This is a genomic window from Streptomyces albireticuli, from assembly GCF_021228125.1.
Taxonomy (GTDB): Bacteria; Actinomycetota; Actinomycetes; order Streptomycetales; family Streptomycetaceae; genus Streptomyces; species Streptomyces albireticuli.
The window spans coordinates 1,026,367-1,050,753 of sequence record NZ_JAJQQS010000002.1; the positions used below are offsets into that span (position 1 = coordinate 1,026,367).

The following is a 24,387-nucleotide window of genomic DNA, read 5'->3' on the forward strand; positions in this document are numbered from 1 at the left end:
AGGGTGGTCCCTTGAGCCGCTCGGTTCTCGTCACCGGAGGAAACCGGGGCATCGGCCTCGCCATCGCGCGCGCCTTCGCCGAAGCGGGCGACAAGGTCGCGATCACCTACCGCTCGGGTGAGCCGCCGGCCGCCCTCGTGGATCTGGGGTGCCTGGCCGTGAAGTGCGACATCACGGACCCCGAGCAGGTCGAGCAGGCGTACAAGGAGATCGAGGAGAAGCAGGGCGCGGTCGAGGTGCTGGTGGCCAACGCCGGCGTCACCCGCGACCAGCTGCTGCTGCGCATGTCGGAGGACGACTTCACCTCCGTCGTCGACACCAACCTCACCGGCACCTTCCGGGTCGTCAAGCGCGCCTCCCGGGCCATGCTGCGCGCCCGTAAGGGCCGCATCGTGCTGATCTCCTCCGTGGTCGGCCTGCTGGGCTCGGCGGGTCAGGCCAACTACGCCGCCTCCAAGGCCGGCCTGGTCGGCTTCGCCCGCTCGATCGCCCGTGAGCTCGGCTCCCGGAACATCACCTGCAACGTCGTCGCCCCCGGCTTCGTCGACACCGACATGACCCGCGTGCTCAGCGACGAGCAGCGCGAGGGCATCACCAAGCAGGTTCCGCTCGCGCGCTACGCGCAGCCCGAGGAGATCGCCGCCTCGGTCCGCTTCCTCGCCTCGGACGAGGCCGCATACATCACTGGAGCCGTCATTCCTGTCGACGGCGGATTGGGCATGGGTCACTGAACGTCATGAGTGGAATCCTCGCAGGCAAGCGCATCCTGGTCACCGGCGTCCTCACGGAGTCGTCGATCGCCTTCCAGGCCGCCAAGGTCGCCCAGAACGAGGGCGCCGAGGTCATCCTGACCGGTTTCGGCCGCCTCTCCCTGGTCGAGCGGATCGCCAAGCGACTGCCGAAGCCCGCCCCGGTCATCGAGCTGGACGTCAGCAACCAGGAGCACCTCGACGGCCTGGCCGACAAGGTGCGCGAGCACCTCGGCGAGGGCGTGGCCCTCGACGGCATCGTGCACTCCATCGCCTTCGGCCCGCAGGGCGCCTTCACCTTCCTCGACGCCACCTGGGAGGACGTCTCCACGGCCGTCCAGGTCTCGGCGTACTCCTACAAGTCGCTGGCCATGGCCCTGCTCCCGCTGATGCGCGAGGGCGGCTCGATCGTCGGTCTGACCTTCGACGCGCAGATCGCCTGGCCGAAGTACGACTGGATGGGCGTGGCCAAGGCCGCCCTCGAGGGCACCAACCGCTACCTCGCCCGCGACTTCGGTCCCAAGGGCATCCGCTGCAACCTGGTCTCCGCCGGTCCGATCAAGTCGATGGCCGCCAAGTCCATCCCGGGCTTCGAGGAGCTCGCGGACGTGTGGAACCACCGCGCCCCGATCGGCTGGGACCTGGCCGACCCGGAGCCGGCGGGCCGCGGCGTCGTCGGTCTGCTGTCCGACTTCTTCCCGCGCACCACGGGCGAGATCGTCCACGTCGACGGCGGCGTGCACATGATGGGTGCCTGACCCCCGGCACCTCGGGAAGGCCCGCCCGGACGGAGACGTCCGGGCGGGCCTTCCACGTTCCCGGGTCGTGCGGCCGGGCCCGCGCCCGCACACTGGGGGAGGGGACCCTCGGGGCGGGAGGAGGCGCACCGGCGATGAGGAACCCGTTCCGCCGTACGGCCGCGCTGCTGTGCACCGCCGCCGCGCTCACCGTGACCCTGGGACCCGCCGCCCGCGCGGCGCCGCAGGCCGAGTGCGGCACCCGCGTCCACGGCTCGCACGCCAGGGCCGACTGCTTCAACGGCAACTCCACCCCCGACCGTGTGCAGCTGCACGTCGAGTGCGCCCGCTGGTGGGACCCGGACATGGACACCGCCCCGGCCGCCGTCGAACCGGCCCGGCACGTCTCCCTCACCCAGCGCTGCTGGCTGGAGATACGCCGGGCCTGGGTGACGCACCAGCCCGGTTGACCCCGCCGGTTCGAGTGACCGGCCCGCCCGTCCGCCTGTCCGTCCGTGCGTGCGTGCTCCTGTCCCGCCGGCCCGGCCGCGGGCGATCGGCCCGCCCTCCCCTCGTCTTCGTCCCCCGGATGACAACGCGGGCATGATGCGTTCATGGCACACATGGACGAAGAACTGATCTCGCCCCGGCCCGCCGCCCCTCCCCCGGACGGCGTAACGCGCCCCGGCCCCGACGGCACGGACTCCCGGCCCTCCGGCGGCGCGCGGGGCGGTCTCCTCGTCGTGGCCCTCGTCATCGCCGCGCTCAACCTCCGGCCCACCGTCACCAGCCTCGGCCCGCTCCTGAAGGAGGTGCGCGCCGGCCTCGGCATGAGCGGCGCCGTCGCGGGCCTGCTCACCTCCGTGCCCGCCCTCTGCTTCGCCGCCTTCGGGCTCGCGGCACCCCGGCTGTCCCGCCGCTGGGGACCGGCCGGGGTGGTGTGCGCCGGGATGGCCGCGACCGCCGCGGGCCTCGCCCTGCGGCCGTTCCTGGGCGGCGTCCCCGGCTTCCTCGCGCTCAGCGCGCTCGCCCTCGCCGGCATAGCCGTCGGCAACGTCCTGATGCCCGTGGTCGTCAAGCGCTGGTTCCCCGATCGCATCGGACCCATGACCGGGCTCTACACGATGGCCGTCGCCGCCGGCACCTCGCTCGCCGCCGCCACGACCGTCCCGCTCACCGGGGCGCTGGGCGGCGGCTGGCGGCTCGGGCTCCTCGCCTGGGCCGCGCTCGCCGTCCTCGCGGTGCTGCCCTGGGCCGTGATCACCGTCCGGGACCGCAGGAACCGGGCCGCGACCCCTGCCCCGGGAGCCGCGGAGGGCACCTCGCGCACCCGCATCACCCGCAGCCCCACCGCCTGGGCCCTGACCGCCTTCTTCGGCCTCCAGGCCACCAGCGCCTACATCGCCATGGGCTGGCTGCCGGCGATCTTCCGGGACGCGGGCGTCCCCGCCGCCACCGCCGGGGTGCTGCTCGCGGTGACGATGCTGATGGGCGTCCCCCTCTCCTTCCTCCTGCCGCGCCTCGCCGCGCGGCTGGCCCACCAGGGCGTCCTGGCCGTCGCCCTCGCGGTCTGCGGCCTGGCCGGGTACGCGGGGCTGTGGCTGGCCCCGGCCGGCGGCGCCTGGGCCTGGGTGATCCTGCTGGGCCTCTCCAACTGCGCCTTCTCCCTGGCCCTGACCATGATCGGGATGCGGGCGCGGACCGGCGCCGGCGTCGTCCGGCTGTCCGCCTTCGCCCAGAGCGTCGGCTACCTCCTCGCCATGCCCGGCCCGCTGCTCGTCGGCTGGCTCAACGAGACCACCGGCGGCTGGGACGTGCCGATCGCCCTGATGGCCGCCCTGATGGTGCCTCAGGCGGTGGCGGGCGTACTGGCGGGCCGCGACCGCGTCGTCGAGGACGAGATCTGACGCCGGCGGCGGGACCCGCCGCGGTGGCGGGAGTCCGGGCCCCGGCCCGCGGGACCGCCCCGGCCGAGGGATATGCCCCCGACCGTGAGGTATGACCCTGCTGTCCGGCGCCCGTCGGCCGGTGCGACACTGGAGCCATGCCAGTCCTGGACCCGAACCCCAAAAACGGGCAGAAGATGCTGCTCACCATCCTCGGCGCGATGCTCGGCATCACCGTCGTCATCGCGGTCATCGCGACCCTCGCGTCCCCCTGACGCGAGGGTGGGGGTAGCCCCACCGTCCCTTAGGGGGCTGGGCTCAGGGTGAAGTGGGTGGTCCTCCGGATGGGAGCGGGGCGCCGCGCTCCGTAGGTTCGTAGTGCACCGCGAAGAAGCGGTGCGCCGAACCCCTCGGAGGAGATTCCATGTCCGCCGGTACGAAAGCCCGGATCCGCCCCGGCACCGCGCAGACCAGGCTGCCCTGGTGGGCCCTCGTGCTGCCCGTGGTGGCGTTCGTGACCCTGCTCGCCCTGCTGACGTCACCGGCCTCGGCCACCGACGCCGTGGAACCGGGTGCCGGGACCGCGGGGCCCGGCACCGTCGCCCGCGTCGTGGACTTCGTCCAGCACGCGCTCGGCCGCCTGGCCGCCTGACGGTCGCGCCGGCGGCCGGCGGGGGAGGCCGGACGGAGGCCGGGGGGAGGTTCCGTGGAGGTCAGGGGGAGGAAGCCTCCCAACACCCCGCGCCTCGCCGTGCTTTTCATGCGAAGCTGGAAAACATGAGCGCCGAACCGACCCGCAGGATTGTTCTTCTCCGGCACGCCAAGGCCGAGTGGTCCGACGCGGACGACCATGAGCGTCCCCTCACGGACCGCGGCCGCAAGGACGCCCCGGTCGCGGGCCGCTGGCTCGCCGGCTCCGGCATCGTCCCCGACCTCGCTCTCTGCTCCACCGCCGTCCGCACCCGCGAGACCTGGAAGCTCGCCGTCCCGGAGCTGCCGCAGCGCCCCCGGACGGTCTATGAGGACAGGCTCTACGAAGCCTCGCTCGGCGAGCTCATCGCGGTGGTCAACGAGGTGTCCGACGAGGTCGGGGACCTGCTGCTGATCGGGCACAACCCCGGGATGCACGCCCTGGCCGACGCCCTGGCGGGGGAGGCGGAGGCCGATCTGCTGCCGCGGATGAACCGTTCCGGGTTCCCCACGTCCGCGATGGCGGTCCTGACGTTCACCGGCTCCTGGAAGAGCGTCGAGCACGGCGTGGGCCGGCTGGTCGCGTTCTGGAGCCCGAACGCCTAGCGCGTCGTACGCGCTGCCGCCGGACGCCGGACCGGTTCGGTGATCGCTCCCGGACCGGGCCCGTCCGGCCCTCCGGGGGCGGTCCGCCCGGGGCCCGGCCGCCGGTGGGTGTGGACCGGCCCCGGCGACCCGAGGACCGGTTCCGGGCGGTCCCCGGAACCGGTGATGCCCGTTCCGGCCCGCGCCCTCACTCGTGCGTGTTCGCCGCCTCGACCTCTTCCCGGGTGACGCCCAGCAGATACAGCACCGTGTCCAGGAACGGCACGTTCACCGCCGTGTGCGCCGCCTGCCGCACTATCGGCTTCGCGTTGAACGCCACTCCCAGACCCGCCGCGTTGAGCATGTCCAGGTCGTTCGCGCCGTCCCCGATCGCCACGGTCTGGGCGAGCGGGACGCCCGCCTCGGCGGCGAACCGGCGCAGCAGCCGGGCCTTGCCCGCCCGGTCCACGATCTCCCCGGTCACCCGGCCGGTCAGCCGGCCGTCCACCACCTCCAGGGTGTTGGCGGAGGCGAAGTCCAGGCCCAGCCGCTCCTGGAGGTCGTCCGTGACCTGCGTGAAGCCGCCGGAGACCACTCCCACCTGGTAGCCGAGCCGCTTCAGCGTCCGGATCAGGGTGCGGGCGCCGGGCGTGAGCCGGACCTCGGCCCGCACCTTGTCCACCACGGACTCGTCCAGCCCGGCCAGCAACGCCACCCGGGCGTGCAGCGACTGCTCGAAGTCCAGCTCGCCGCGCATCGCCCGCGCGGTGACCTCCGCGACCTCGGCCTCACAGCCCGCGTGCGCCGCGAACAGCTCGATGACCTCGTCCTGGATCAGCGTCGAGTCGACGTCCATCACGATCAGACGCTGGGCCCGCCGCTGGAGACCCGCCGCCACGACCGCCACATCCACCCCGCGCGCCGCGGCCTCGGTGGCCAGCGCGGTGCGCAGCTCTTCCGTCTCCGCGCCCGACACCGCGAACTCCACGGCCGTCACCGGGAACTTCGCCAGCCGGAAGATGCGGTCGATGTTGCCGCCGGTGCCGGTGATGCGCGCGGCGATGGCCGCGGTCGACTCGGCGGTCAGCGGATGACCGAGGACGGTGACATGGGAACGTCCCGTGCCGCGCGGCCGGTTGTCGCCCCGGCCCGAGATGATCTCCGCCTGGAGGTGCAGCGACTCCGCCCAGCTGTGCACGGTCGCCCGCAGTTCGCCCTCCGCCGTGGCGCCCCCGGAGGGCGCGACGACCAGGGCGCACAGGGTGATCCGGCCCCGGGTGACGACCTGCTCGATGTCGACGACGTCGACGGCGTAGGCGGCGAGGGTGTCGAAGAGCCCGGCGGTGATGCCCGGCCGGTCCTTCCCGAAGATCTTGACGAGGAGAGTCGGTACGTCGTCACCGGTGACGGAGGTGGCAGGCGAGGTCTGCGATGCACTCATGGTCCTCTAACCGTATCCGCACCCGCACCGGAACCGTACGGGTGTCCCACCGGCCGGACGGCGAAGACTGGACGGACTCGGCGTTAACGACGCCCCGGCGGTGGCCCCGGAGGTCCCGGTGGCCCCGCGGGCCCCTGTGGTCGCTGTGGCGGTGCCGGTGGCGGACCCGGAGGCGGCGGCCCCCCGTCCGGCATGGAGGTGCCGTACGCGTAACCGCCCCGGGACCGCCGCCGGGGCCGGAGCGGCGGCACCGGGCGGCCGGTCTGGGTGGGCGCGCTGGAGCGGTCGTCGAGCGGCTGCCGCGGGTCCGGGCGTTTGTACGGGTTGGTGTCGTCGTGCGCGGGCCGGTACACCGGCGAGGGGTTGTACGGCCCCGGCAGATAGGCCAGGGCCGGATACGTACGGGAATCCGCGTGCCCCGGCGCGAACCGGGTCGCGCGCCGCCCCGCCGCCCCGGCCGCGAACGCCAGCAGCCCGCCGGCCGCCCCGGCCCCGGCACCCCAGACCGCGCCCAGGCCCACGGCCGCGGGAACGCTGCCCCGCAGGTCCAGCCCGGCCCCGAAGGCGTCGAAGCCGAGCACGGACAGCCCGGCGTCCACCCGTACCCGGGTCACCAGCACCAGCACCGGCAGCGCCACGGCCGTCGCCGCCCCCAGCGCCACCGCGCACCGGGCGGCGAACCGCGCCGGCGTCAGCGCGCCCCGGGGCGTACGGACGGCGGTGAGCACCCCGGCCGCGAGCATCAGCAGCGCGCAGCCCACGGCCAGCAGCCACACCCGGGGATCCAGCTCCGCGAGCCGCCCCAGCGTCACCGACTCGTTCATACGGGCGGTCAGCAGCTCGTCGAGCGGGGACGGCAGCATCCGCGCCAGCGCCCCGGTCGCGGTGCCGCGCCAGGGGACGAGCATCCCGAGCGGCAGCCCCAGCCACACGCCGTTCGGCGCGCCGAGCAGCGCCGCCCCCAGCACCCGTCCCGGGTGGTCGTCGGAGGCCGCCGCGTAGAGCGCCGCCGCCAGCCCGGCGCCGACCGCGAGGACCAGCACGGCGCACAGCGCCGAGACCGCCGGGCGCACGCTCCGGTGCAGAAGCTCCCAGCCACGCGGGAGCGGGGCCCGGCGCGCGGCCAGCAGCGTGATCAGCAGGACGCCCAGCACCCAGCCGGCGCCACCGGCCAGCGAGGGCCCGGTCCGCACCGAGAACCCGACGGACGCCTTGGCGTCGGCCAGCCCCGCGAGCCGGTCGGGGAGACCGCCGATGTTCCCCAGGTCGCCTATGCCGGGGATCACCGGACCCGGCCCGCCGCCGGTGCCGCCCCCGGTCCCGCCGAGGCCGAGGCCCGCCCCGTCGATGGTGACGCTGTCCTCCCCGGCCCAGGCCAGCCCGCCGAGCAGCAGCAGGAAGAGCACGGCCACCGCGCCCATGCGCAGCACGAGCTCACCGGCGCGCACCGTGGCCCCGGCCGACCGCAGCGATCGCGCGAAGATCGTTCCCAGCAGGAGCGCGCCCGCCAGGCTCACGCCCAGTGGCGCGATCTCGATGGCGGTGTGCGCCGCCGCGCCCTTCAGACCGAAGGCTTCCACCGCACCCGATGGGGTGACGGATCCGCCCACCGCCAGGACGACGACCGCCGCCGTCATCGGACCGAGCGCGCCCGCCGTATCCGCCCCCAGAAGATGCAGACCCAGCGCCGAAATTCCGGCCATGGCGAGAAAAGCCCAGCTCACAGCCGCTATGGAGGAAAGGAGAAGCTCCGCGGCGGATATCCGGCCGCGTGGTTGCCGCACATCGCTGCCCTTGGTCATGGCGCCCCCCGTTGCCGACCGGTGCCCGGATTGCGCATGATCCGTACGCATCCGTGGCGGTACCTACTCTCAGGGCGTGTTTCGCCGCCGTCAACGGCGCCTGTTACACGGTTGCGTCAGTCCCGAGTTTCGGTTCGGCGACTGTGCCTGAAATAGTTCCTCCCGATGTTCGCCATCCCTAGACTCCCTGTGCAGGGGGCTCATCGGGGGACAAGTAGTGGGGCATGGAGTGCCGGAACTCGTACTGGAATTGAATGGACAGACCTGGACGCTCGATCCGTCCAGGTCGTACACCCTGGGTCGTGATCCGCAGGGCGACATGGTGCTGCAGGACGCCCGTGTCTCATGGCGGCACGCCACCGTGCGGTGGGGCGGCCGCGGTTGGGTCATCGAGGACCACGGCAGCACCAACGGCACCTATGTGCAGGGCCAGCGGATCCACCAGATGGAGATCGGCCCCGGCTCAAGCGTCCACCTGGGCAACGCGACGGACGGCCCGCGGCTGAATCTCACCGCCGCCGGTGCCGGGATCGGAGCTCCCGCCGGGGACCTCTACAGCGCTCAGACCGCGATGGCCCCGCAGGTACCCGGGCACCACCAGCCCCAGCACCAGCAACCGCAGCACCAGCAGCCCGGCGGCTGGCAGCAGCAGCCCCCGTACCAGCAGCCGGCGCCGGACGCGTGGCAGCAGCAGGCGCACCAGCAGCATCAGCAGGCCCAGCACCAGGCGCACCAGCAGGCGCACCAGCAGGCGTACGTCCCGCACCAGAGCCCCGAGCCCGCGCACCAGCCCCCGGCACACGGCGGTGCCCCCTCGCAGGGCGGCACCCCGCCCGTCTACGGCGACCGCAGCCCGACCAGCTTCCACCAGATGGCCGTCGGCCGGGTGATGCGCATCGGTCGTGCCCTGGAGAACGAGCTGGTCGTCTCCGACCTCCAGGTCTCCCGGCACCACGCCGAATTCCGGGCCACCGGCGACGGCCGCTTCGAGATCGTCGACCTCGGCAGCCACAACGGCACCTATGTCAACGGTCAGCCGGTCCGCCAGCAGATCATCGGCCCCCACGACATCGTCGGTGTCGGTCACTCCACCTTCCGCCTCGTCGGCGACCGGCTGGAGGAGTTCGTCGACACCGGCGACGTCTCCTTCTCGGCCCGCCACCTCACCGTGACGGTCGACGGCGGCAAGCAGATCCTCAAGGACGTCTCCTTCGGCGTCCCCGAGAAGTCGCTGATCGCGGTCATCGGCCCGTCCGGCTCCGGCAAGTCCACCCTGCTGAAGGCGCTCACCGGCTACCGCCCGGCCAACGAGGGCGACGTCCTCTACGACAACCGGAACCTCTACAAGCAGTTCGCCGAGCTGCGCCAGCGCATCGGTCTGGTCCCGCAGGACGACATCCTGCACAAGGAGCTCACCGTCCGGAAGGCACTGCGCTACGCCGCCAAGCTCCGCTTCCCCGGCGACACCGCGGCCTCCGAGCGCGAGGCCCGGATAGGCGAGGTGCTCACCGAGCTCAAGCTCGACATCCACGCGGAGAAGAAGGTCACCTCCCTCTCCGGCGGTCAGCGCAAGCGCGTCTCCGTCGCCCTGGAGCTGCTCACCAAGCCCTCGCTGATCTTCCTGGACGAGCCCACCTCCGGCCTCGACCCGGGCATGGACCGCGACGTCATGCAGCTGCTGCGCGGCCTCGCCGACGACGGCCGCACGGTCCTGGTGGTCACCCACTCCGTCGCCGAGCTGGCGATCTGCGACAAGCTCCTGGTGATGGCGCCGGGCGGCTCGGTCGCCTACTTCGGCCCGCCCGAGGAAGCACTGAACTTCTTCGGCTACGAGACCTGGGCGGACGTCTTCTCGGCCTTCGAGAACTACCGCGACTACGACTGGTCGGGCCGCTGGCGCGGCTCGCAGCACTACCAGATGTACGCCGCGGACATCGATGCCGTCGCCCCGCAGTCGGTGCACGTCCAGCCGCAGATGATCCAGCCGCCCAAGGCCCAGAGCTGGGGCTCCCAGCTGTGGACGCTGATGCGCCGCTATTCCTCGGTGATCGCCTCCGACCGGGGCTTCCTGGCCCTGATGCTGATCCTGCCCGCCGTGCTCGGCGCGGTGAGCACGGTCATCCCGGCCGACTTCGGCCTCGGCCCCGGTCCGGCGAAGAACCACTTCACCAACCGCGACTCCGGCACCATCCTGCTGATCCTCGCGGTCGGTGCCTGCTTCGCGGGAGCGGCCAACTCCGTCCGTGAGCTGATCAAGGAACGGGTGATCTACGAACGCGAGCGCGCGACGGGCCTCTCCCGCTCGGCGTACCTGATGTCGAAGGTCGTCGTCCTGGGCTTCATCACCGTCCTCCAGGGCGCGCTCATCAGCGCGATCGGCTTCGGGGTCCGCGGCGAGAAGATGCCGAAGGAAGGCGTCATCCTCACCAACCTGCCGGCGGTCGAGATGACCCTGGTGATCATGGCCCTGGGCTTCACCTCGATGATGTTCGGCCTGATCATCTCCTCGCTGGTGAAGACCGCCGAGAAGACCATGCCGCTGCTGGTGATGTTCGCGATCGTCCAGGTCGTCTTCACCGGCGTGCTCTTCCAGATCTTCGACAAGGTCGGCGTGGAGCAGGTCGCCTGGCTGATGCCCTCCCGCTGGGCGATCGGCGCCGCCGGTGCCACGGCCGACCTCAATGTGCTGATGCCGTGGCCGGGCGCCGGCCCCGACCCCCTGTGGGAGCACACCGCGGCCCAGTACCTGCTGGACATGGGCGTTCTGCTCGGCATCGGCGTCGCCTGCGGCTTCGTCGTCGCCCGCCTGCTGCGTCGGCACGAGCCCGAGGTCATGCGGAAGTAACCCGCTCGCGCACACGCCGAAGGGCGGCACCCGGTCCGGGTGCCGCCCTTCGGCGTAGCTGTGGCGCGGTGCGTGCCCTCGGCCTAGTAGGCGGAGTTCACGTTGTCCATCGAGCCGTAGACCTTCCACGCGTAGTTGCACGCGGCGGTGATGTTGGCGACCGGGTCGTAGATGTCCCAGGAGGTGCCCTCGACGTGGTACGCCTTGAAGGTCGGGTCGATCACCTGGAGCAGGCCCTTGGAGGGGATGCCCTTGGCGGCGTTGGAGTCCCAGTTGTTGATCGCCCGGGGGTTGCCGGTCGACTCGCGCATGATGTTGCGCTTGATGCCCTCGTAGGAGCCGGGGATGCCCTTGGCCTTCATGACGTCCAGGGCCTCGCGGATCCAGCCGTCGAGGTTGTTCGCGTAGACCGGCTTCGCGGGGGCGGCGGGGGCGGCCTGGACCGGCTTGCGCTCCTCGGAACGGCTCGCGGCCTCCTTGTCGGCGCGCTCCTTGTCGGCCTTGGCCTTCGCCTCGGCGCGCTGCTTGGCCTCGGCCTCCGCCTTCGCCAGCTTCGCGGCGTTGTCGGACTGCTTGCCGAGCTGCTCCTGCTGGTCCTGAACACCCAGGGTGGTGGAGCTCCAGGCGACCGGCTTCACGGCGATGGACTTGTTCTCGGCGTCCGCGGAGCCGGGCAGGGCGGCGAACGTCAGTGCCGCGACGCCCGCGGCGGCGATGCCGGCGGCGGAGAACTTGTGGACCTTGGTGAGGCGGCTATAGCCAGAGAGGGGGGAGCGCATGCTGAGCTGAACCTTCCGATCGCTTGAGTCGCAGTGGCCCGGATCGGCGCGAAAAAAGACGCCGCGTCTCGATCGACGGCGCCCTGCGACGTCGCAATTCTTAGCGGCAGCAAAAAGTTCTGGCAAAGAAGCTGAGTACTACCCGGCATCGTTGCGGAGGGGCCTGCGGAGAAGCCGCGAAAGAGGGCGTGAACGGGCCTGCTGCCCGCTTACGGAGGCCTTACACATCCACTAGCCGAGGTCGTAGGTGACCTGGGTCCTATGCCCGGCGTCACACCGGGGGCCCGGCGGCCTCACCCGGTGTGACGGCGTTCGTGCTTTGCGTATGTGATCGTTTGCTCAGATCTCGACCAGTACCTGGTCCAGGCTCTTGCGGATCAGATCGGGCACCTGGCAGTCCGCCGCCGGATATCCCACCGGGATCACCGCGAAGGCCTTCTCGTTCGCCGGCCGCCCCAGCACCTCCGACAGGAACCGCATGGGGCTCGGGGTGTGCACCAGCGCCGCCAGCCCCGACAGGTGCAGCGCGGACAGCAGCATCCCCACCGCGATGCCGACCGACTCGTCCACGTAGTAGTGCTTGCGCTTGTCACCGGCCTCGCCCAGCCAGTAGCGCTGCTGGAAGACCACGATCAGCGCGGGCGCGTCCGTCAGGTGCGGCTTGACCTCGTCCGTGCCCAGCGGCCGCAGCGCCGCCAGCCACTCCTCGCCCAGCCGCCCCTCGTAGGAGACCCGCTCCTCCGCCTCCGCGGCCTCCCGGATCCGCCGCCGCACCCCGGGGTCCCGCACCAGGACGAACGTCCACGGCTGCTGGTGCGCCCCCGACGGAGCGGTGGCCGCGCACGCGATCGCGTCCCGCACCACCTGCTCCGGCACCGGGTCGGCCGAGAACTGCCGGACGGTCCGGCGCCGGTCCATCCGCTCCCGGAGCTCCGCCGCGCGGGCGAGGGACTCGGCGGCCGGCATCCGCTCGGGGCGGTAGGGAACCGGCCGGTAGGGATCGCCGTGGGTCGGTGTCCACTGTGTCGTTGGTATAGACATGTTCCGAGTCTGGCCGCCGGCCGCACCCGGTGAGGGCCACATGCGGGAACTCGTCGCCCCGTCCGGCCGTCCGGGCCGGTAGCGGACTCCGGCCACGGCACCCGGCGGGCGCCCGCCGGGCCGTCCGGCCTAGGCCACGAGCCCTAGGCGCCTGCCGCCGTCGGTCCGATACGCCCCTTCCCTCACCTCGGTACCGTGAAGTCATGACCAACGGCCCACGCTCCGGCCTGACCGCCGTGAGCACCGCGCTCCTCTCCATGAGCCGGCACCTCCAGGTGCGCGACGTCCTCAAGACGATCGTCGTCTCCGCCCGGGAGCTGCTCGACGCCGAGTACGCGGCCCTCGGCGTCCCCGACGACCACGGCGGGTTCGCCCAGTTCGTCGTCGACGGCGTCAGCGAGGCGCAGTGGAAGGCCATCGGACCCCTGCCCCGCCAGCACGGCATCCTCGCCGCGATGCTCCAGGACGCCACCCCGCAGCGTCTGGCCGACGTCAGCAAGGACCCCCGCTTCGGCGGCTGGCCCGCCGCGCACCCGCCGATGCACGACTTCCTCGGCGTACCGGTCGCCGACGGGGAGGAGATCCTCGGCGCGCTCTTCCTGGCCAACAAGAAGGGGAGGGACCCGGCGGCGAAGCCCGGCTGCGGCTTCACCGCGGAGGACGAGGAGCTCCTGCGCGTCCTCGCCCAGCACGCCGCGATAGCCCTCACCAACGCCCGCCTCTACGAGCGCAGCCGCGAGCTGACCATCGCGGGGGAGCGGGCCCGCCTCGCCCACGAGCTGCACGACGCCGTGGCACAGAAGCTCTTCTCCCTCCGGCTCACCGCCCAGGCCGCCACGGCCCTCGTCGACCGGGACCCGGCCCGCGCCAAGGAAGAGCTGCACGAGGTGGCCCGGCTCGCCGCCGAGGCCGCCGACGAGCTCCGCGCCGCCGTCGTGGAGCTCCGCCCGGCGGGCCTCGACGAGGACGGCCTCGTCGCCACCCTGCGGACCCAGATCCAGGTCCTGGACCGGGCCCACGCCGCCCACGTCACCTTCGACTCCCCGGGCGTACGGGCGCTGCCGGCGGCCCAGGAGGAGGCGCTCCTGCGCGTCGCCCAGGAGGCCCTGCACAACGCCCTGCGGCACTCCGGGGCCGGCCGGGTCGCCGTCACCCTCCACCGTGTGGGAGCGGACGGCGGGGACGGCGCGGACGGCGGAAAGGGGAACAAGAGGGGGGCGGGGGCCAAGGCCGGCCGGACCGGCGGCAAGGACACCAAGGGGTGCTGCCAGGGCGTCGTGCTGCGCGTGACCGACGACGGGTGCGGCTTCGACCCCTCCGCCGTCCGCCGGGCGGGCCGCCACCTCGGGCTCGTCTCCATGCGGGACCGCGCCGGCGGCGTCGGCGGCGGCCTGACCGTTACCTCGGAGCCCGGGAAGGGCACCACGATCGAGATGGAGGTCCCCGGTGGCTGACGGAGTCATCAGGGTGGTGCTGGTGGACGACCACCAGGTGGTCCGCAGAGGGCTGCGCACCTTTCTGGAGGTCCAGGACGACATCGAGGTCGTGGGGGAGGCCGCGGACGGCGCCGAGGGCGTGGAGCGGGCCGAGGAGCTGCGCCCCGACGTCGTCCTCATGGACGTGAAGATGCCGGGCACCGACGGCATCGAGGCACTGCGCAGGCTCCGCGAGCTGGCGAACCCGGCCCGGGTGCTGGTCGTCACCAGCTTCACGGAGCAGCGGACCGTGATCCCCGCCCTGCGCGCGGGCGCGGCCGGCTACGTCTACAAGGACGTCGACCCGGACGCCCTGGCCGGCGCGATCAGGTCCGTGCACGCGGGGCACGTCCTGCTCCAGCCCGAGGTGGCCGGTGCCCTGCTGTCCCAGCCCGAGGCGGGCGGCGGCAACGGGCGGGGCAACGCCCTCACGGAGCGGGAGCGCGAGGTGCTCGCGCTGATCGCGGACGGGCGGTCCAACCGGGAGATCGCCCGGGCGCTCGTCCTGTCCGAGAAGACTGTCAAGACCCACGTCTCGAACATCCTGATGAAGCTGGACCTCGCCGATCGCACCCAGGCGGCCCTATGGGCCGTGCGACATGGGATCGGAGCATGATCGCGACCGTAGCGGAATGTCGTCTTCCTATCAGAGATTCATACGGTCGTGTGGCGATCGACCTGGCCCCGCAACCTGACCGAACGTGACCCGTTTTCCATGGCGTACCGCGGCGGCTGGCCGTGGCAACTCCAGGAAGGTCACAAGAAGAGTGAAGAACATGAAGAAGGCCGCTGCCGTCACGATCGCCGCCGGCGGTCTCGCCCTCGCGGGCGCCGGTGCGGCCTCCGCCCACGCCCAGGCCGACGGCCACGCCCAGAACTCCCCGGGCGTCGTCTCCGGCAACGTCATCCAGGTGCCCGTCAAGGTCCCGGTGAACGTGTGCGGCAACACCATCAACGTGGTCGGCCTGTTCAACCCGGCCGTCGGCAACCACTGCGTCAACAACTAAGCAACCGCTCCCCCGCTCCGCGGGGCGGCCCAGCAGTTGCATCCGGTCTGCCTGGCTCCGACACCACGTAGCCGGGCAGACGAGGGCGATCAATCGTCCGAAAGAGGGCAAACACCGCCGATGGCCGTGCCATCGGCGGTGCGCTGGCGTTCATCACTACGCGACCCCGCGGCTGGGGTCGTCAAGGACATCAGCAGAAGGAAGACCCTCATGAACAGTGTCAAGAAGGCCGCCGTCGTCCTGGCCGTGTCCGGCCTGGCCGCCGGTGCCTCTGTCAGCGCCGCGACCGCCAACGACGACGGCCCTCGTCACAAGGGTGCCATCGCCCACGGTGTCGCCAAGGGCTCGCCGGGTGTCGTATCCGGCAACGTCATCCAGGTCCCGGTCCAGGTCCCGCTGAATGTCTGCGGCAACACCATCGACATCCTCATCGGGCTCCTCAACCCGACCTTCGGCAACACCTGCGTCAACGCCTGACCCCAGGCACCGACGCGCACGACGTACACGCGGTACGGGGAAGGCCCCGCGGACTCCGGTCCGCGGGGCCTTCCCCGCGTCGGGTCAGCGCGAGCCGCGCTCCCGCTCCTCCACCATCGCGTTGTACGCGGCCACCTGGGCCCGCCGGGCCGTCCGCTCCACCGGGCGCAGCGCCTGGGCCCGGGCGGCCATCTCCGACGCGCTCACGGCCCCGCCGTGCTCGCGGCCTTCGTGGCCCCCCGGGGCGTAGGCGATCGCGATCAGCGCGCCCACCCGCTGCGCCAGCTCCAGCACCCGCACCGCGCGCGGCGGATAGCCCGGGGCCAGCACCTCGCGCCCGGCCTCCGCCCGCGCCCGGTAGGCCTCCAGGGCGGCCTGCGCCACGGGTCCGGATCCGGCCACGTCCAGCCGGGTGAGCACCGCGGTCGCCTCCCGGAGCGCCTCGGCGAGCTCCCGCTCGGCCTCGCCCAGCGAGGGCACGTCGGCCGGCGGCGCGTCCCGCACGGCCATGCAGTGCCACTCCACCTCGACGTGCGCATCGCCCTCGGGCCCCGCCTCGCGCACCTCCGGTACGAGCCCGAGCGCGGCCCCCGTGGCGACGACCGCCTCCTCGGCCTCCAGCGCACGCGCGTTGAACTCCGGCGGGCCGCTCAGCCCCAGCGGGTGGCCGGGCACCGGCAGCGCGAGCCGCAGGCCGGTCGCCCCGAGGGCGCGGAGGCGGCCGAGCGCCAGGGTGAGGCCGACGGGTCCGGACTCGCCGGGCAGTCCGGTGACGCGGTGCGCGGCGTCGTCACCCTTGATGTGATGGGCTACGTCATCGGGTGAGGCAAATCCGGCAATGAGGGCATTCCCCCATGCGGTGAGCCGTCCTGAGCGGTGTTCATCCAGCATGGGCACCAGCCTAAGGACTGGTGCCGACAACCGGTGGCGTAGGTTTTCCCTAGGGGGCTTCGCCTACAGGCGCAAGCGACGACGACACTGCAATGGGAGACAACGCGCTCATGAGCGAAGTGCTGGAACTGGTGGACGTATCCGTGGTCCGCGAGGGCCGGGCTCTGGTGGACCAGGTCTCCTGGTCGGTCAAGGAAGGGGAGCGCTGGGTCGTCCTCGGCCCCAACGGCGCCGGCAAGACCACCCTCCTGAATGTCGCCTCCAGCTACCTCTTCCCGACCACGGGCACCGTCAAGGTCCTGGGCGAGAAGCTCGGCGCGGTGGACGTCTTCGAGCTCCGCCCGCGGATCGGCGTGGCGGGCATCGCCCTCGCCGACAAGCTGCCGCGCAACCAGACCGTCCTCCAGACCGTCCTCACCGCCGCCTACGGCATGACGGCCACCTGGCGCGAGGACTACGAGGAGGTCGACGAGCAGCGCGCCCGCGCCTTCCTCGACGTCCTCGGCATGACGGAGTACCTGGACCGCAAGTTCGGCACCCTCTCCGAGGGCGAGCGCAAGCGCACCCTCATCGCCCGCGCGATGATGACCGACCCCGAGCTGCTGCTCCTCGACGAGCCCGCCGCCGGCCTCGACCTGGGCGGCCGCGAGGACCTGGTCCGCCGCCTCGGCCGGCTCGCCCGCGACCCCCTCGCGCCCTCCATGCTCATGGTCACCCACCATGTCGAGGAGATCCCGGCCGGCTTCACCCACGTCCTGATGATCCGTCAAGGCAAGGTGCTCGCGGCCGGCCCCGTCGAGCTCGAGCTCACCTCCCGCAACCTCTCGCACTGCTTCGGCCTCCCCCTGGTCGTCGAGCGCCGCGGTGACCGCTTCACCGCCCAGGGTCTGCCCCTGTCCTGACCCCGCGCGCCCGCCCGGCGCGCCGCGCGCACTGTCCGGCCACGGCCACCGCCCCTACCATGAACACGTGGACACTTGGGTGTGGTGGCTCGTGGCCGCCGTCGGACTGGGCATCCCGCTGGTCGTCACCGCGATGCCCGAGTTCGGGATGCTCGCGGCCGGCGCCGTCGCCGCCGCCGTCACCTCGGCCCTCGGCGGTGGGGCGGTGGCGCAGTTCGTCGTCTTCGCCGCCGTCTCGGTCGCCCTCATCGCCGTCGTGCGCCCCATCGCCAACCGGCACCGCGACCGGCGCCCGGAGCTGGCCACCGGGGTGGACGCCATCCGGGGCCGGCAGGCCGTCGTGCTGGAGCGGGTCGACGGCCAGGGCGGACGCGTCAAGATCGGCGGTGAGATCTGGTCGGCGCGCTCCCTCGACACCGAGCGCAGCTTCGACCCCGGCCAGCAGGTGGACGTCGTCGAGATCGACGGCGCGACGGCGGTCGTCATGTGACCGGCCGCCGCCCGGACCGCCATCTGCCCCCAAAGCCTGCACGGCGACGGCGTGTTCTGAAAGACTTCAGGAATTCGATCAACCACAACAGGCGCGGGGAGCCACGATGGAACCGATCATCATCGTCCTGATCATCTTGGTGGTGCTCGTCTTCATCGCCCTGATGAAGACGGTGCAGGTCATCCCACAGGCCAGCGCCGCGATCGTCGAGCGCTTCGGCCGGTACACCCGGACGCTCAACGCCGGCCTGAACATCGTCGTCCCCTTCATCGACTCCATCCGCAACCGCATCGACCTCCGTGAGCAGGTCGTGCCGTTCCCCCCGCAGCCCGTGATCACCCAGGACAACCTGGTCGTCAACATCGACACCGTCATCTACTACCAGGTGACCGACGCCCGGGCCGCCACCTACGAGGTGTCCAGCTTCATCCAGGCCATCGAGCAGCTCACCGTCACCACCCTGCGCAACATCATCGGTGGCATGGACCTGGAGCGGACCCTCACCTCCCGCGAGGAGATCAACGCCGCCCTGCGCGGCGTCCTCGACGAGGCCACCGGCAAGTGGGGCATCCGCGTCAACCGCGTCGAGCTCAAGGCCATCGAGCCGCCCACCTCCATCCAGGACTCGATGGAGAAGCAGATGCGCGCCGACCGTGACAAGCGCGCCGCCATCCTCACGGCCGAGGGCATCCGCCAGTCGCAGATCCTCACCGCCGAGGGCGAGAAGCAGTCCGCGATCCTCCGCGCCGAGGGCGAGGCCCGGGCCGCCGCCCTGCGCGCCGAGGGCGAGGCCCAGGCCATCCGCACGGTCTTCGAGTCCATCCACGCCGGCGACCCCGACGAGAAGCTGCTCTCCTACCAGTACCTCCAGATGCTGCCGAAGATCGCCGAAGGCGACGCCAACAAGCTCTGGATCGTCCCCAGCGAGATCGGTGACGCCCTCAAGGGCCTCAGCGGCGCCGTCGGCAACTTCGGCCCGATGGGCCCGCCGCGCCCCGGCAGCTCCGACGCCCGGCCCGCCAAGGAGTCGCCCCGCCGGGAAGCACCCCCGATCGACTGACGAGCGCCCCCTCTCCTGCATGATCAGCGTGGCCCCCCGACCTTCCACGGCGGGGAGGCGACACCCTGACCATGAAGGAGATGGCCTTGTCCATCTGGGAAGCACTCGCGGTCCTCGCCGCCGGCATCGGCGCGGGCACCATCAACACCATCGTCGGATCGGGCACCCTCTTCACCTTCCCGGTGCTCCTCGCGATCGGCATCCCGCCGGTCACCGCCAACGTCTCCAACACCCTCGGCCTCGTCACCGGCAACATCAGCGGAGCCATCGGCTACCGCCGTGAGCTCCGGGGCCAGCGCCGCCGCCTCATACGCCTCGGAGGCACCGCGTTCGCCGGCGGCCTCGCCGGCGCGATCCTGCTCCTCGCGCTCCCGTCGGAGGCGTTCGACGCGATCGTCCCCGTCCTGATCGGCCTCGCGCTCGTCCTGGTCGTCCTCCAGCCCACCCTCGCCAAGGCCCTCGCCCGCCGCCGCGAACGCCGCGGCGAGGCCGCCGTCCCGACCGACGGCGGCCTCGCCCTGCTCCTCGGCCTCCTCCTCGCGAGCGCCTACGGCGGCTACTTCGGCGCGGCCCAGGGCGTCCTCTACCTCGCCCTCATGGGCCTGCTGCTCGACGAGGACCTCCAGCGCGTCAACGGCATCAAGAACGTCCTCGCGCTCGTCGTCAACGGCGTCGCCGCGGTGTTCTTCCTCTTCGTCGCGGACTTCGACTGGACGGCGGTCCTGCTCATCGCCGCGGGGTCCGCGCTGGGCGGTCAGATAGGCGCGAAGGTGGGGCGGCGGCTGCCGCCGGTGGCGATGCGGGGGGTCATCGTGGCGGTGGGGGCCGTGGCGATCGCGCAGATGCTGCTGAGGTGACCGGCGGTTTTTCCCCGGCCCCGCCCCTTCCCGAAGCATCCGATGTGCGGCTCCGCCGCGTGAGGGGCTCCGCCCCGGACCCCGGTCCTCAATCTCGCCCAGCTACCGCTGGGGTGCCCCCAGGAGGTGCCCCCGGACGGGCTGAGTTGTTGCCCGGAACCGGGCTGGAAAGGCAGCCTCGGACAGGGGCGACATCCAGCCCGGCCGGCGTTTGAGGCCACCGCGCGGCAGCGCGGAACCGGGGGGCCCGGGGGCGTCAGCCCCCGGTTACGGGAAGGGGCGGGGTGGGGAAAAGCTCCTCCCGCCCCGACAACCCCACCGCCAGAACCATCGCATCCCCCGGAGACGGCTCGAACGGCAGCGCCAGCATCCGCATACCGGCCTGCTCCGGCGTCCGGTCCGCCTTCCGGTGGTTGTCCTCCGCGCACGCCGCCACCGTGTTCAGCCAGCTGTCCGCGCCCCCGCGCGACCTCGGCACCACGTGGTCCACCGTCGTCGCCCGCCGCCCGCAGTACACGCAGCGGTGCCCGTCCCGTACGAGCACGCCCCGCCGCGACCAGGGCGCCCGTCTTCGGAACGGCACCCGTACGTACCGGCAGAGTCTGATCACCTGGGGCACCGGCACTTCGACGGTCGCGCCCCGCACCCGCAGCTCCGGCCTGGCCCGCTCGACGACGGCCTTGCCCTGGAGCACCAGCACCACCGCCCGTCGCAGCGACACCGTCGCCAGCGGCTCGAAGCTCGCGTTGAGGACCAGCGTCTCCCGCATGTCGTCCACCTCCCGGACCGTCCCCGCCCCAGCGGCGAAGTGGCTCAACTGTGCCTTCGGGCACGGCCGGAAACAACGCAATTTCCCTGATGGAAAAGGGAGTTGAAGAAGAGGAGGGAAGAGGGAAGTGGGAAGCGGGAGGAGCGCAGCCGGCCGAACGGGGGGCGACGCTCCGGGCCCTTCCCCCGTAATGACACACGGGCCCGGAGCGTACGGCAGCGGACGCGGTCACCCGGCCCAACACCCGGTTCCGGCAAGCGGCCGGAGCGCGAAAACGCCCCGCCACCCCCGCCACTGCGGTGCCCGCTGCCCGACGGCCATGCGGAGCCGTCAGCCATGCACCACTCTGCGATCCGGGGCGGCGGGGCGCAACGGATTTTCCGGTCGCCCGCCTCGCTCCGAGGCCTCAGCCCCCGGCTGGCACCTCGTACTCACCGATCAAGTGGGCCCGGCCCAGGGAGTGGAACCGCAGGTTGAAGCCCACGACCGCCGGCGAGGCGGACTCGTCCGGACCCAGCTTCTCCTGATCCACCGCGTACACCGTGAACACGTAGCGGTGCGGGCCGTCCCCGGGCGGCGGCGCCGCGCCGCCGAAGTCCCGCGTGCCGTAGTCGTTGCGCACATGCACCGCGCCCTCGGGCAGCCCCCTCATGTCGCCCGAACCGGCACCGGCCGGCAGCTCCGTCACCGAGGCGGGAACGTCGAAGAGCACCCAGTGCCAGAAACCGCTGCCGGTCGGGGCGTCCGGGTCGAAGCACGTGACGGCGAAACTCTTGGTCTCCGCCGGGAAGCCCTCCCAGCGCAGCTGCGGCGAGACATTGCCCTCGGCGAACACCTGGGCGCCGGTGAGCTTCCCACCCTCCGTCAGGTCCTCGCTCACCACCGTGAACGAGGGCACCGGCGGATGGAAATCATGGGGGAGCGGCGGACGCTTCTGCTCGGACACCTCGACGCCTCCTGAATACGCGCGGAACACTGAGAGCGCCAGCCTAACCAGGTACGGGCGGCCCGGGCTGAGACGATACGAAATGTGCTTCGACTGCTTGGACCATTCGGACGACGACCGGCCGGCCGCACCCTGCGCGCGCTGACCGTCCTCCTCGCCGCCCTCCCCCTGCTCCTCCTGCCCGCGTGCTCCTCCGACGGGAAGACCAGCGGCGGCGGTGCCACCTCGGCCGCCGCCACGCCCGTCCCCTCCTGGGCGAAGGGCATGAAGACCATCCCCCGGGACCGGCTGCCCGCCGAGGCCCGCAAGACCCTCGACCTCATCGACAGGGGAGGGCCCTTCCCCTACGACAAGGACGGCACCGTCTTCGGCAACTACGAGAACCGGTTGCCGAAGCAGACCCGCGGCTACTACCGCGAATACACCGTCCCCACCCCCGGCGCCCGCAACCGCGGCGCCCGACGCATCATCACCGGCACCCACGCCGAGCGCTACTACACCGGTGACCACTACGAGACCTTCGAAGCGGTGGTACAACCATGACCGGCCTGCTGCCCGCGCCCGGACTCACCGGGCTCCTCCTCGGCACCACCCCGCCCGGTGTCTACCGGCTGCCCCCGACCGACACCGCCCCCCGCGTCGCGGCCCTCGCCGCCGAGGCCGAATGGCGGGCCGCCCCGCTGCACCTCGGCGGTGTGACGACCAAGAAGGCCTTCCTCGACAGGTGCGCGACCGACCTGGAGTTCCCCGAGTGGTTCGGGCGTAACTGGGACGCCCTCGCCGACTGCCTCACCGACCTCTCGTGGTGGCTGGAGGAGGGCAAGGCCCGCGGCTATCTCCTGGTCACGGAGGACTGGGAGACCTTCCGCAAGGCGGCGCCGAAGGACGCGCGCACGGCCGAGGCGATCTTCGGCGACGCCGTCGACCACTGGGCCGACGCCGAATCGCCCCTGGCCGTGCTGCTCGGCTGAGCCGCCGGGGGCCCCGGGGCCCCCGGGGCTCCCGGCGCCCGGCCCGTCAGAGCCAGTTGCGCCGGCCGCCGACCTCGGCGAGCCACTGGTTGAGGTAGGCGGCCCAGTCCGTCTGACCGTACGCGTGCAGGTCGACCGTGAACGACCGGTATGTGTCGCTGCCCTCGGTGAACAGCCCCGGCTTCTTGTCCATCTCCAGCACGACGTCCATCTCGCGGTCGTCCGCGACGAACGACAGCTCGACCTCGTTCAGCCCGCGGTACTGCGACGGCGCGTGGAACTCGATCTCCTGGTAGAAGGGCAGCCGCTGCCGCGTGCCGCGGATGTGCCCCTTCTCCAGGTCGGCGGCCTTGAAGCCGAAGCCCAGCTGACCGAAGGCGTCGAGAATGGCCTGCTGCGCCGGCAGCGGGTGCACGTTCACCGGATCGAGGTCGCCGGAGTCCACCGCGCGCGCGATCGCGAGCTCCGTGATCACCCCGACGTTCATACCGGTGAGGTGCCGGCCCAGGAAGGTGGTGATCGGCGTCTCCCACGGGATCTCCAGACCGAACGGCACCGTGTGCACCGCCCCCGCCTGCACCTCGAAGGCCCCGCCCAGCTGTACGCGCGTGAACTCGACGTCCTGCTTGTACTCCTCCTCGCCGCCCTCGACCTCGACCCGGGCCTGGAGCCCGACGGAGAGGCCCTGGATCTGCTGGGCGACCGAACCGCCCTGGATCCGCACCTCACCCTGCACGACGCTGCCGGGGACGACGTTCTCCTCGAAGAGCACCGTCTCGACGGAAGCGCCTCCGGCACCGAGGCTCGCCAGCAGTTTCTTGAAACCCATGCTTCCTCTTCCTCCCCGGGTCCGCCTGGCGGACCCTTCCCACACTCGATTACGCTCGATCGGCATGATCGCCGCGCCTGACCGTATGCCAATCGCCCGGCACTTCTTCGACCGTCCCGTCCTGGAGGTCGCCCCGGATCTGCTGGGCCGCACCCTGGTCCGTACGGGCCCGGACGGACCGATCGAGCTCCGCATCACGGAGGTGGAGGCCTACGCGGGCCAGGCCGACCCCGGATCACACGCCTACCGGGGCCGGACCGAGCGGAACGCCGCGATGTTCGGACCGCCCGGCCACGCCTATGTCTACTTCATCTACGGCATGTGGTTCAGCCTGAACCTCGTATGCGGCCCGGAAGGCACGGCCAGCGGAGTGCTGCTGCGCGCGGGAGAGGTCGTCAAGGGAGCGGATCTCGCTCGCGCACGCCGTCCGAAGGCACGTAAGGACCGCGAGCTCGCCCAGGGCCCGGCCCGCCTGGCCACGGCCCTCGACGTGGACCGGGGCCTCAACGGCATCGACATCTGCGCCGGCCCGGACGCCCCGCTGAGGGTGCTCAACGGTCACCCGGTTCACCCGGACCGGGTGCGTAGCGGCCCGCGCACGGGGGTAGGAGGCGAGGGAGCGACGCACCCGTGGCGCTTCTGGGCGGACGGGGATCCCACGGTCAGTCCGTACCGGGCCCATGTGCCGCGCCACCGGGGCGCGAAGGCGGGCAGGACGGTGCTTGACTCCTGAGCGCGGAAGACCTAACGTAGCCCGAGCCGCTTGAGACGGACGCGCTGTGTGCGCGATCCGAGAGGGCGGCACAATCACTACTACGAGGTCGCCCCTGGCGGGGTCATATTTCGCTGTGCCGAAATATGACGTCGATCGGCTCGATTAGGAGCCGGCAGGAAAAGCCGCTAAAGTAGTGAACACGCCGGAAGGCGCGAAACACCCCGCTCCAACAGGGGGCCGGAAACGGAATTCGGACCGACTGCTTCTTTTAAGAGGCGGGGGGAACGGAAAACGGATCTGGTAAGGTTGGAAACAACGAAGGGAAGCGCCCGGAGGAAAGCCCGAGAGGGTGAGTACAAAGGAAGCGTCCGTTCCTTGAGAACTCAACAGCGTGCCAAAAGTCAACGCCAGACTATAAAATACCCCGTCTCCGGCCTTCTGGT

Annotated in this window: 27 protein-coding genes; 19 read left to right on the forward strand and 8 right to left on the reverse strand. The window is 71.9% G+C overall.

What is annotated here, in order from left to right; all coding sequences use genetic code 11:
* Positions 1 to 11: 11 nt before the first annotated feature.
* The 7 genes from fabG (at position 12) to LUZ64_RS04735 (ending at position 4,668) form a co-directional block, all read left to right on the forward strand.
* Complete coding sequence (fabG, locus tag LUZ64_RS04710) at positions 12 to 731, forward strand: 3-oxoacyl-[acyl-carrier-protein] reductase (protein ID WP_095578649.1); 720 nt, start codon at positions 12 to 14, stop codon at positions 729 to 731.
* A gap of 5 nt (positions 732 to 736) precedes the next feature.
* Entirely contained in the window at positions 737 to 1,507 is a 771-nt protein-coding gene (gene fabI, locus LUZ64_RS04715; protein WP_058045009.1) for an enoyl-ACP reductase FabI, read from the forward strand.
* A 134-nt stretch (positions 1,508 to 1,641) separates the two neighbouring features.
* Complete coding sequence (locus tag LUZ64_RS04720; RefSeq protein WP_095578650.1) at positions 1,642 to 1,956, forward strand: hypothetical protein; 315 nt, start codon at positions 1,642 to 1,644, stop codon at positions 1,954 to 1,956.
* 144 nt (positions 1,957 to 2,100) lie between these two features.
* Positions 2,101 to 3,393: a CynX/NimT family MFS transporter gene (locus LUZ64_RS04725; protein WP_095578651.1), complete on the forward strand. Its 1,293-nt coding sequence runs from the start codon at positions 2,101 to 2,103 to the stop codon at positions 3,391 to 3,393.
* 137 nt (positions 3,394 to 3,530) lie between these two features.
* The gene (locus LUZ64_RS37055; RefSeq protein ID WP_095578652.1) at positions 3,531 to 3,647 is read left to right on the forward strand and encodes an SGM_5486 family transporter-associated protein; all 117 of its coding nucleotides are present in this window, start codon (positions 3,531 to 3,533) and stop codon (positions 3,645 to 3,647) included.
* Between the two features lie 149 nt (positions 3,648 to 3,796).
* Complete coding sequence (locus LUZ64_RS04730; RefSeq protein ID WP_095578653.1) at positions 3,797 to 4,024, forward strand: hypothetical protein; 228 nt, start codon at positions 3,797 to 3,799, stop codon at positions 4,022 to 4,024.
* Positions 4,025 to 4,149: 125 nt separating this feature from the next.
* Positions 4,150 to 4,668 (forward strand): SixA phosphatase family protein, encoded by a 519-nt coding sequence (locus LUZ64_RS04735; protein WP_095578654.1) that lies wholly within the window; start codon positions 4,150 to 4,152, stop codon positions 4,666 to 4,668.
* 187 nt (positions 4,669 to 4,855) lie between these two features.
* Here LUZ64_RS04735 and serB read toward each other — a convergent pair whose 3' ends face one another.
* The gene (serB, locus tag LUZ64_RS04740; RefSeq protein ID WP_095578655.1) at positions 4,856 to 6,088 is read right to left on the reverse strand and encodes a phosphoserine phosphatase SerB; all 1,233 of its coding nucleotides are present in this window, start codon (positions 6,086 to 6,088) and stop codon (positions 4,856 to 4,858) included.
* Positions 6,089 to 6,171: 83 nt separating this feature from the next.
* The gene (locus LUZ64_RS04745; protein ID WP_211304905.1) at positions 6,172 to 7,890 is read right to left on the reverse strand and encodes a streptophobe family protein; all 1,719 of its coding nucleotides are present in this window, start codon (positions 7,888 to 7,890) and stop codon (positions 6,172 to 6,174) included.
* A 229-nt stretch (positions 7,891 to 8,119) separates the two neighbouring features.
* Between LUZ64_RS04745 and LUZ64_RS04750 the strand changes: the two genes are divergently transcribed.
* On the forward strand, positions 8,120 to 10,735 hold the full coding sequence (locus LUZ64_RS04750) for an ABC transporter ATP-binding protein/permease (RefSeq protein ID WP_232389986.1): 2,616 nt from the start codon (positions 8,120 to 8,122) through the stop codon (positions 10,733 to 10,735).
* Between the two features lie 83 nt (positions 10,736 to 10,818).
* Here LUZ64_RS04750 and LUZ64_RS04755 read toward each other — a convergent pair whose 3' ends face one another.
* Both LUZ64_RS04755 and LUZ64_RS04760 read right to left on the reverse strand, forming a co-directional pair.
* Positions 10,819 to 11,514, reverse strand: a complete 696-nt coding sequence (locus LUZ64_RS04755; RefSeq protein ID WP_095578657.1) for a transglycosylase SLT domain-containing protein — start codon at positions 11,512 to 11,514, stop codon at positions 10,819 to 10,821.
* Between the two features lie 339 nt (positions 11,515 to 11,853).
* Positions 11,854 to 12,555: a nitroreductase family protein gene (locus LUZ64_RS04760; RefSeq protein WP_095578658.1), complete on the reverse strand. Its 702-nt coding sequence runs from the start codon at positions 12,553 to 12,555 to the stop codon at positions 11,854 to 11,856.
* A 203-nt stretch (positions 12,556 to 12,758) separates the two neighbouring features.
* On the opposite strand from LUZ64_RS04760, the gene LUZ64_RS04765 reads away from it, so the two are divergent.
* From LUZ64_RS04765 to LUZ64_RS04780, 4 genes are all read left to right on the forward strand, one after another.
* On the forward strand, positions 12,759 to 14,009 hold the full coding sequence (locus LUZ64_RS04765; protein WP_095578659.1) for a GAF domain-containing sensor histidine kinase: 1,251 nt from the start codon (positions 12,759 to 12,761) through the stop codon (positions 14,007 to 14,009).
* On the forward strand, positions 14,002 to 14,646 hold the full coding sequence (locus LUZ64_RS04770; protein WP_095578660.1) for a response regulator: 645 nt from the start codon (positions 14,002 to 14,004) through the stop codon (positions 14,644 to 14,646). Before LUZ64_RS04765 ends, LUZ64_RS04770 begins: the two co-directional genes overlap by 8 nt.
* A 151-nt stretch (positions 14,647 to 14,797) precedes the next feature.
* Positions 14,798 to 15,037, forward strand: coding sequence for a chaplin (locus LUZ64_RS04775; RefSeq protein ID WP_087928690.1), 240 nt, complete (start codon positions 14,798 to 14,800; stop codon positions 15,035 to 15,037).
* A 210-nt stretch (positions 15,038 to 15,247) separates the two neighbouring features.
* Complete coding sequence (locus LUZ64_RS04780) at positions 15,248 to 15,514, forward strand: chaplin (RefSeq protein WP_095578661.1); 267 nt, start codon at positions 15,248 to 15,250, stop codon at positions 15,512 to 15,514.
* A gap of 84 nt (positions 15,515 to 15,598) precedes the next feature.
* On the opposite strand, the gene LUZ64_RS04785 is transcribed toward LUZ64_RS04780, so the two are convergent.
* Complete coding sequence (locus LUZ64_RS04785) at positions 15,599 to 16,405, reverse strand: Rv1486c family protein (RefSeq protein ID WP_095578662.1); 807 nt, start codon at positions 16,403 to 16,405, stop codon at positions 15,599 to 15,601.
* A 110-nt stretch (positions 16,406 to 16,515) separates the two neighbouring features.
* Between LUZ64_RS04785 and LUZ64_RS04790 the strand changes: the two genes are divergently transcribed.
* The 4 genes from LUZ64_RS04790 (at position 16,516) to LUZ64_RS04805 (ending at position 19,714) form a co-directional block, all read left to right on the forward strand.
* Positions 16,516 to 17,307, forward strand: coding sequence for an ABC transporter ATP-binding protein (locus LUZ64_RS04790; protein ID WP_087930729.1), 792 nt, complete (start codon positions 16,516 to 16,518; stop codon positions 17,305 to 17,307).
* A 67-nt stretch (positions 17,308 to 17,374) separates the two neighbouring features.
* Entirely contained in the window at positions 17,375 to 17,797 is a 423-nt protein-coding gene (locus LUZ64_RS04795) for an NfeD family protein (RefSeq protein ID WP_095578663.1), read from the forward strand.
* A gap of 106 nt (positions 17,798 to 17,903) precedes the next feature.
* Positions 17,904 to 18,857, forward strand: a complete 954-nt coding sequence (locus LUZ64_RS04800; protein WP_095578664.1) for an SPFH domain-containing protein — start codon at positions 17,904 to 17,906, stop codon at positions 18,855 to 18,857.
* Positions 18,858 to 18,943: 86 nt separating this feature from the next.
* Complete coding sequence (locus tag LUZ64_RS04805; protein WP_232389985.1) at positions 18,944 to 19,714, forward strand: sulfite exporter TauE/SafE family protein; 771 nt, start codon at positions 18,944 to 18,946, stop codon at positions 19,712 to 19,714.
* A 256-nt stretch (positions 19,715 to 19,970) separates the two neighbouring features.
* Here LUZ64_RS04805 and LUZ64_RS04810 read toward each other — a convergent pair whose 3' ends face one another.
* On the reverse strand, positions 19,971 to 20,483 hold the full coding sequence (locus LUZ64_RS04810) for an HNH endonuclease (RefSeq protein WP_095580256.1): 513 nt from the start codon (positions 20,481 to 20,483) through the stop codon (positions 19,971 to 19,973).
* A gap of 406 nt (positions 20,484 to 20,889) precedes the next feature.
* Complete coding sequence (locus LUZ64_RS04815; protein ID WP_095580252.1) at positions 20,890 to 21,429, reverse strand: YbhB/YbcL family Raf kinase inhibitor-like protein; 540 nt, start codon at positions 21,427 to 21,429, stop codon at positions 20,890 to 20,892.
* Between the two features lie 84 nt (positions 21,430 to 21,513).
* Between LUZ64_RS04815 and LUZ64_RS04820 the strand changes: the two genes are divergently transcribed.
* On the forward strand, positions 21,514 to 21,972 hold the full coding sequence (locus LUZ64_RS04820) for a guanyl-specific ribonuclease (RefSeq protein ID WP_372471980.1): 459 nt from the start codon (positions 21,514 to 21,516) through the stop codon (positions 21,970 to 21,972).
* Positions 21,969 to 22,400 carry a barstar family protein gene (locus tag LUZ64_RS04825; RefSeq protein ID WP_095580249.1) on the forward strand — a complete coding sequence of 144 codons (432 nt, stop codon included), beginning with the start codon at positions 21,969 to 21,971 and terminating at the stop codon, positions 22,398 to 22,400. The genes LUZ64_RS04820 and LUZ64_RS04825 overlap by 4 nt, the downstream gene beginning before the upstream one ends.
* 46 nt (positions 22,401 to 22,446) lie before the next feature.
* On the opposite strand, the gene LUZ64_RS04830 is transcribed toward LUZ64_RS04825, so the two are convergent.
* A complete protein-coding gene (locus LUZ64_RS04830) occupies positions 22,447 to 23,229 on the reverse strand; it encodes a sporulation protein (RefSeq protein ID WP_095580247.1) in 783 nt (260 codons plus the stop codon).
* A gap of 64 nt (positions 23,230 to 23,293) precedes the next feature.
* Between LUZ64_RS04830 and LUZ64_RS04835 the strand changes: the two genes are divergently transcribed.
* Positions 23,294 to 23,962: a DNA-3-methyladenine glycosylase gene (locus tag LUZ64_RS04835; protein ID WP_095580245.1), complete on the forward strand. Its 669-nt coding sequence runs from the start codon at positions 23,294 to 23,296 to the stop codon at positions 23,960 to 23,962.
* Positions 23,963 to 24,387 lie beyond the last annotated feature (425 nt).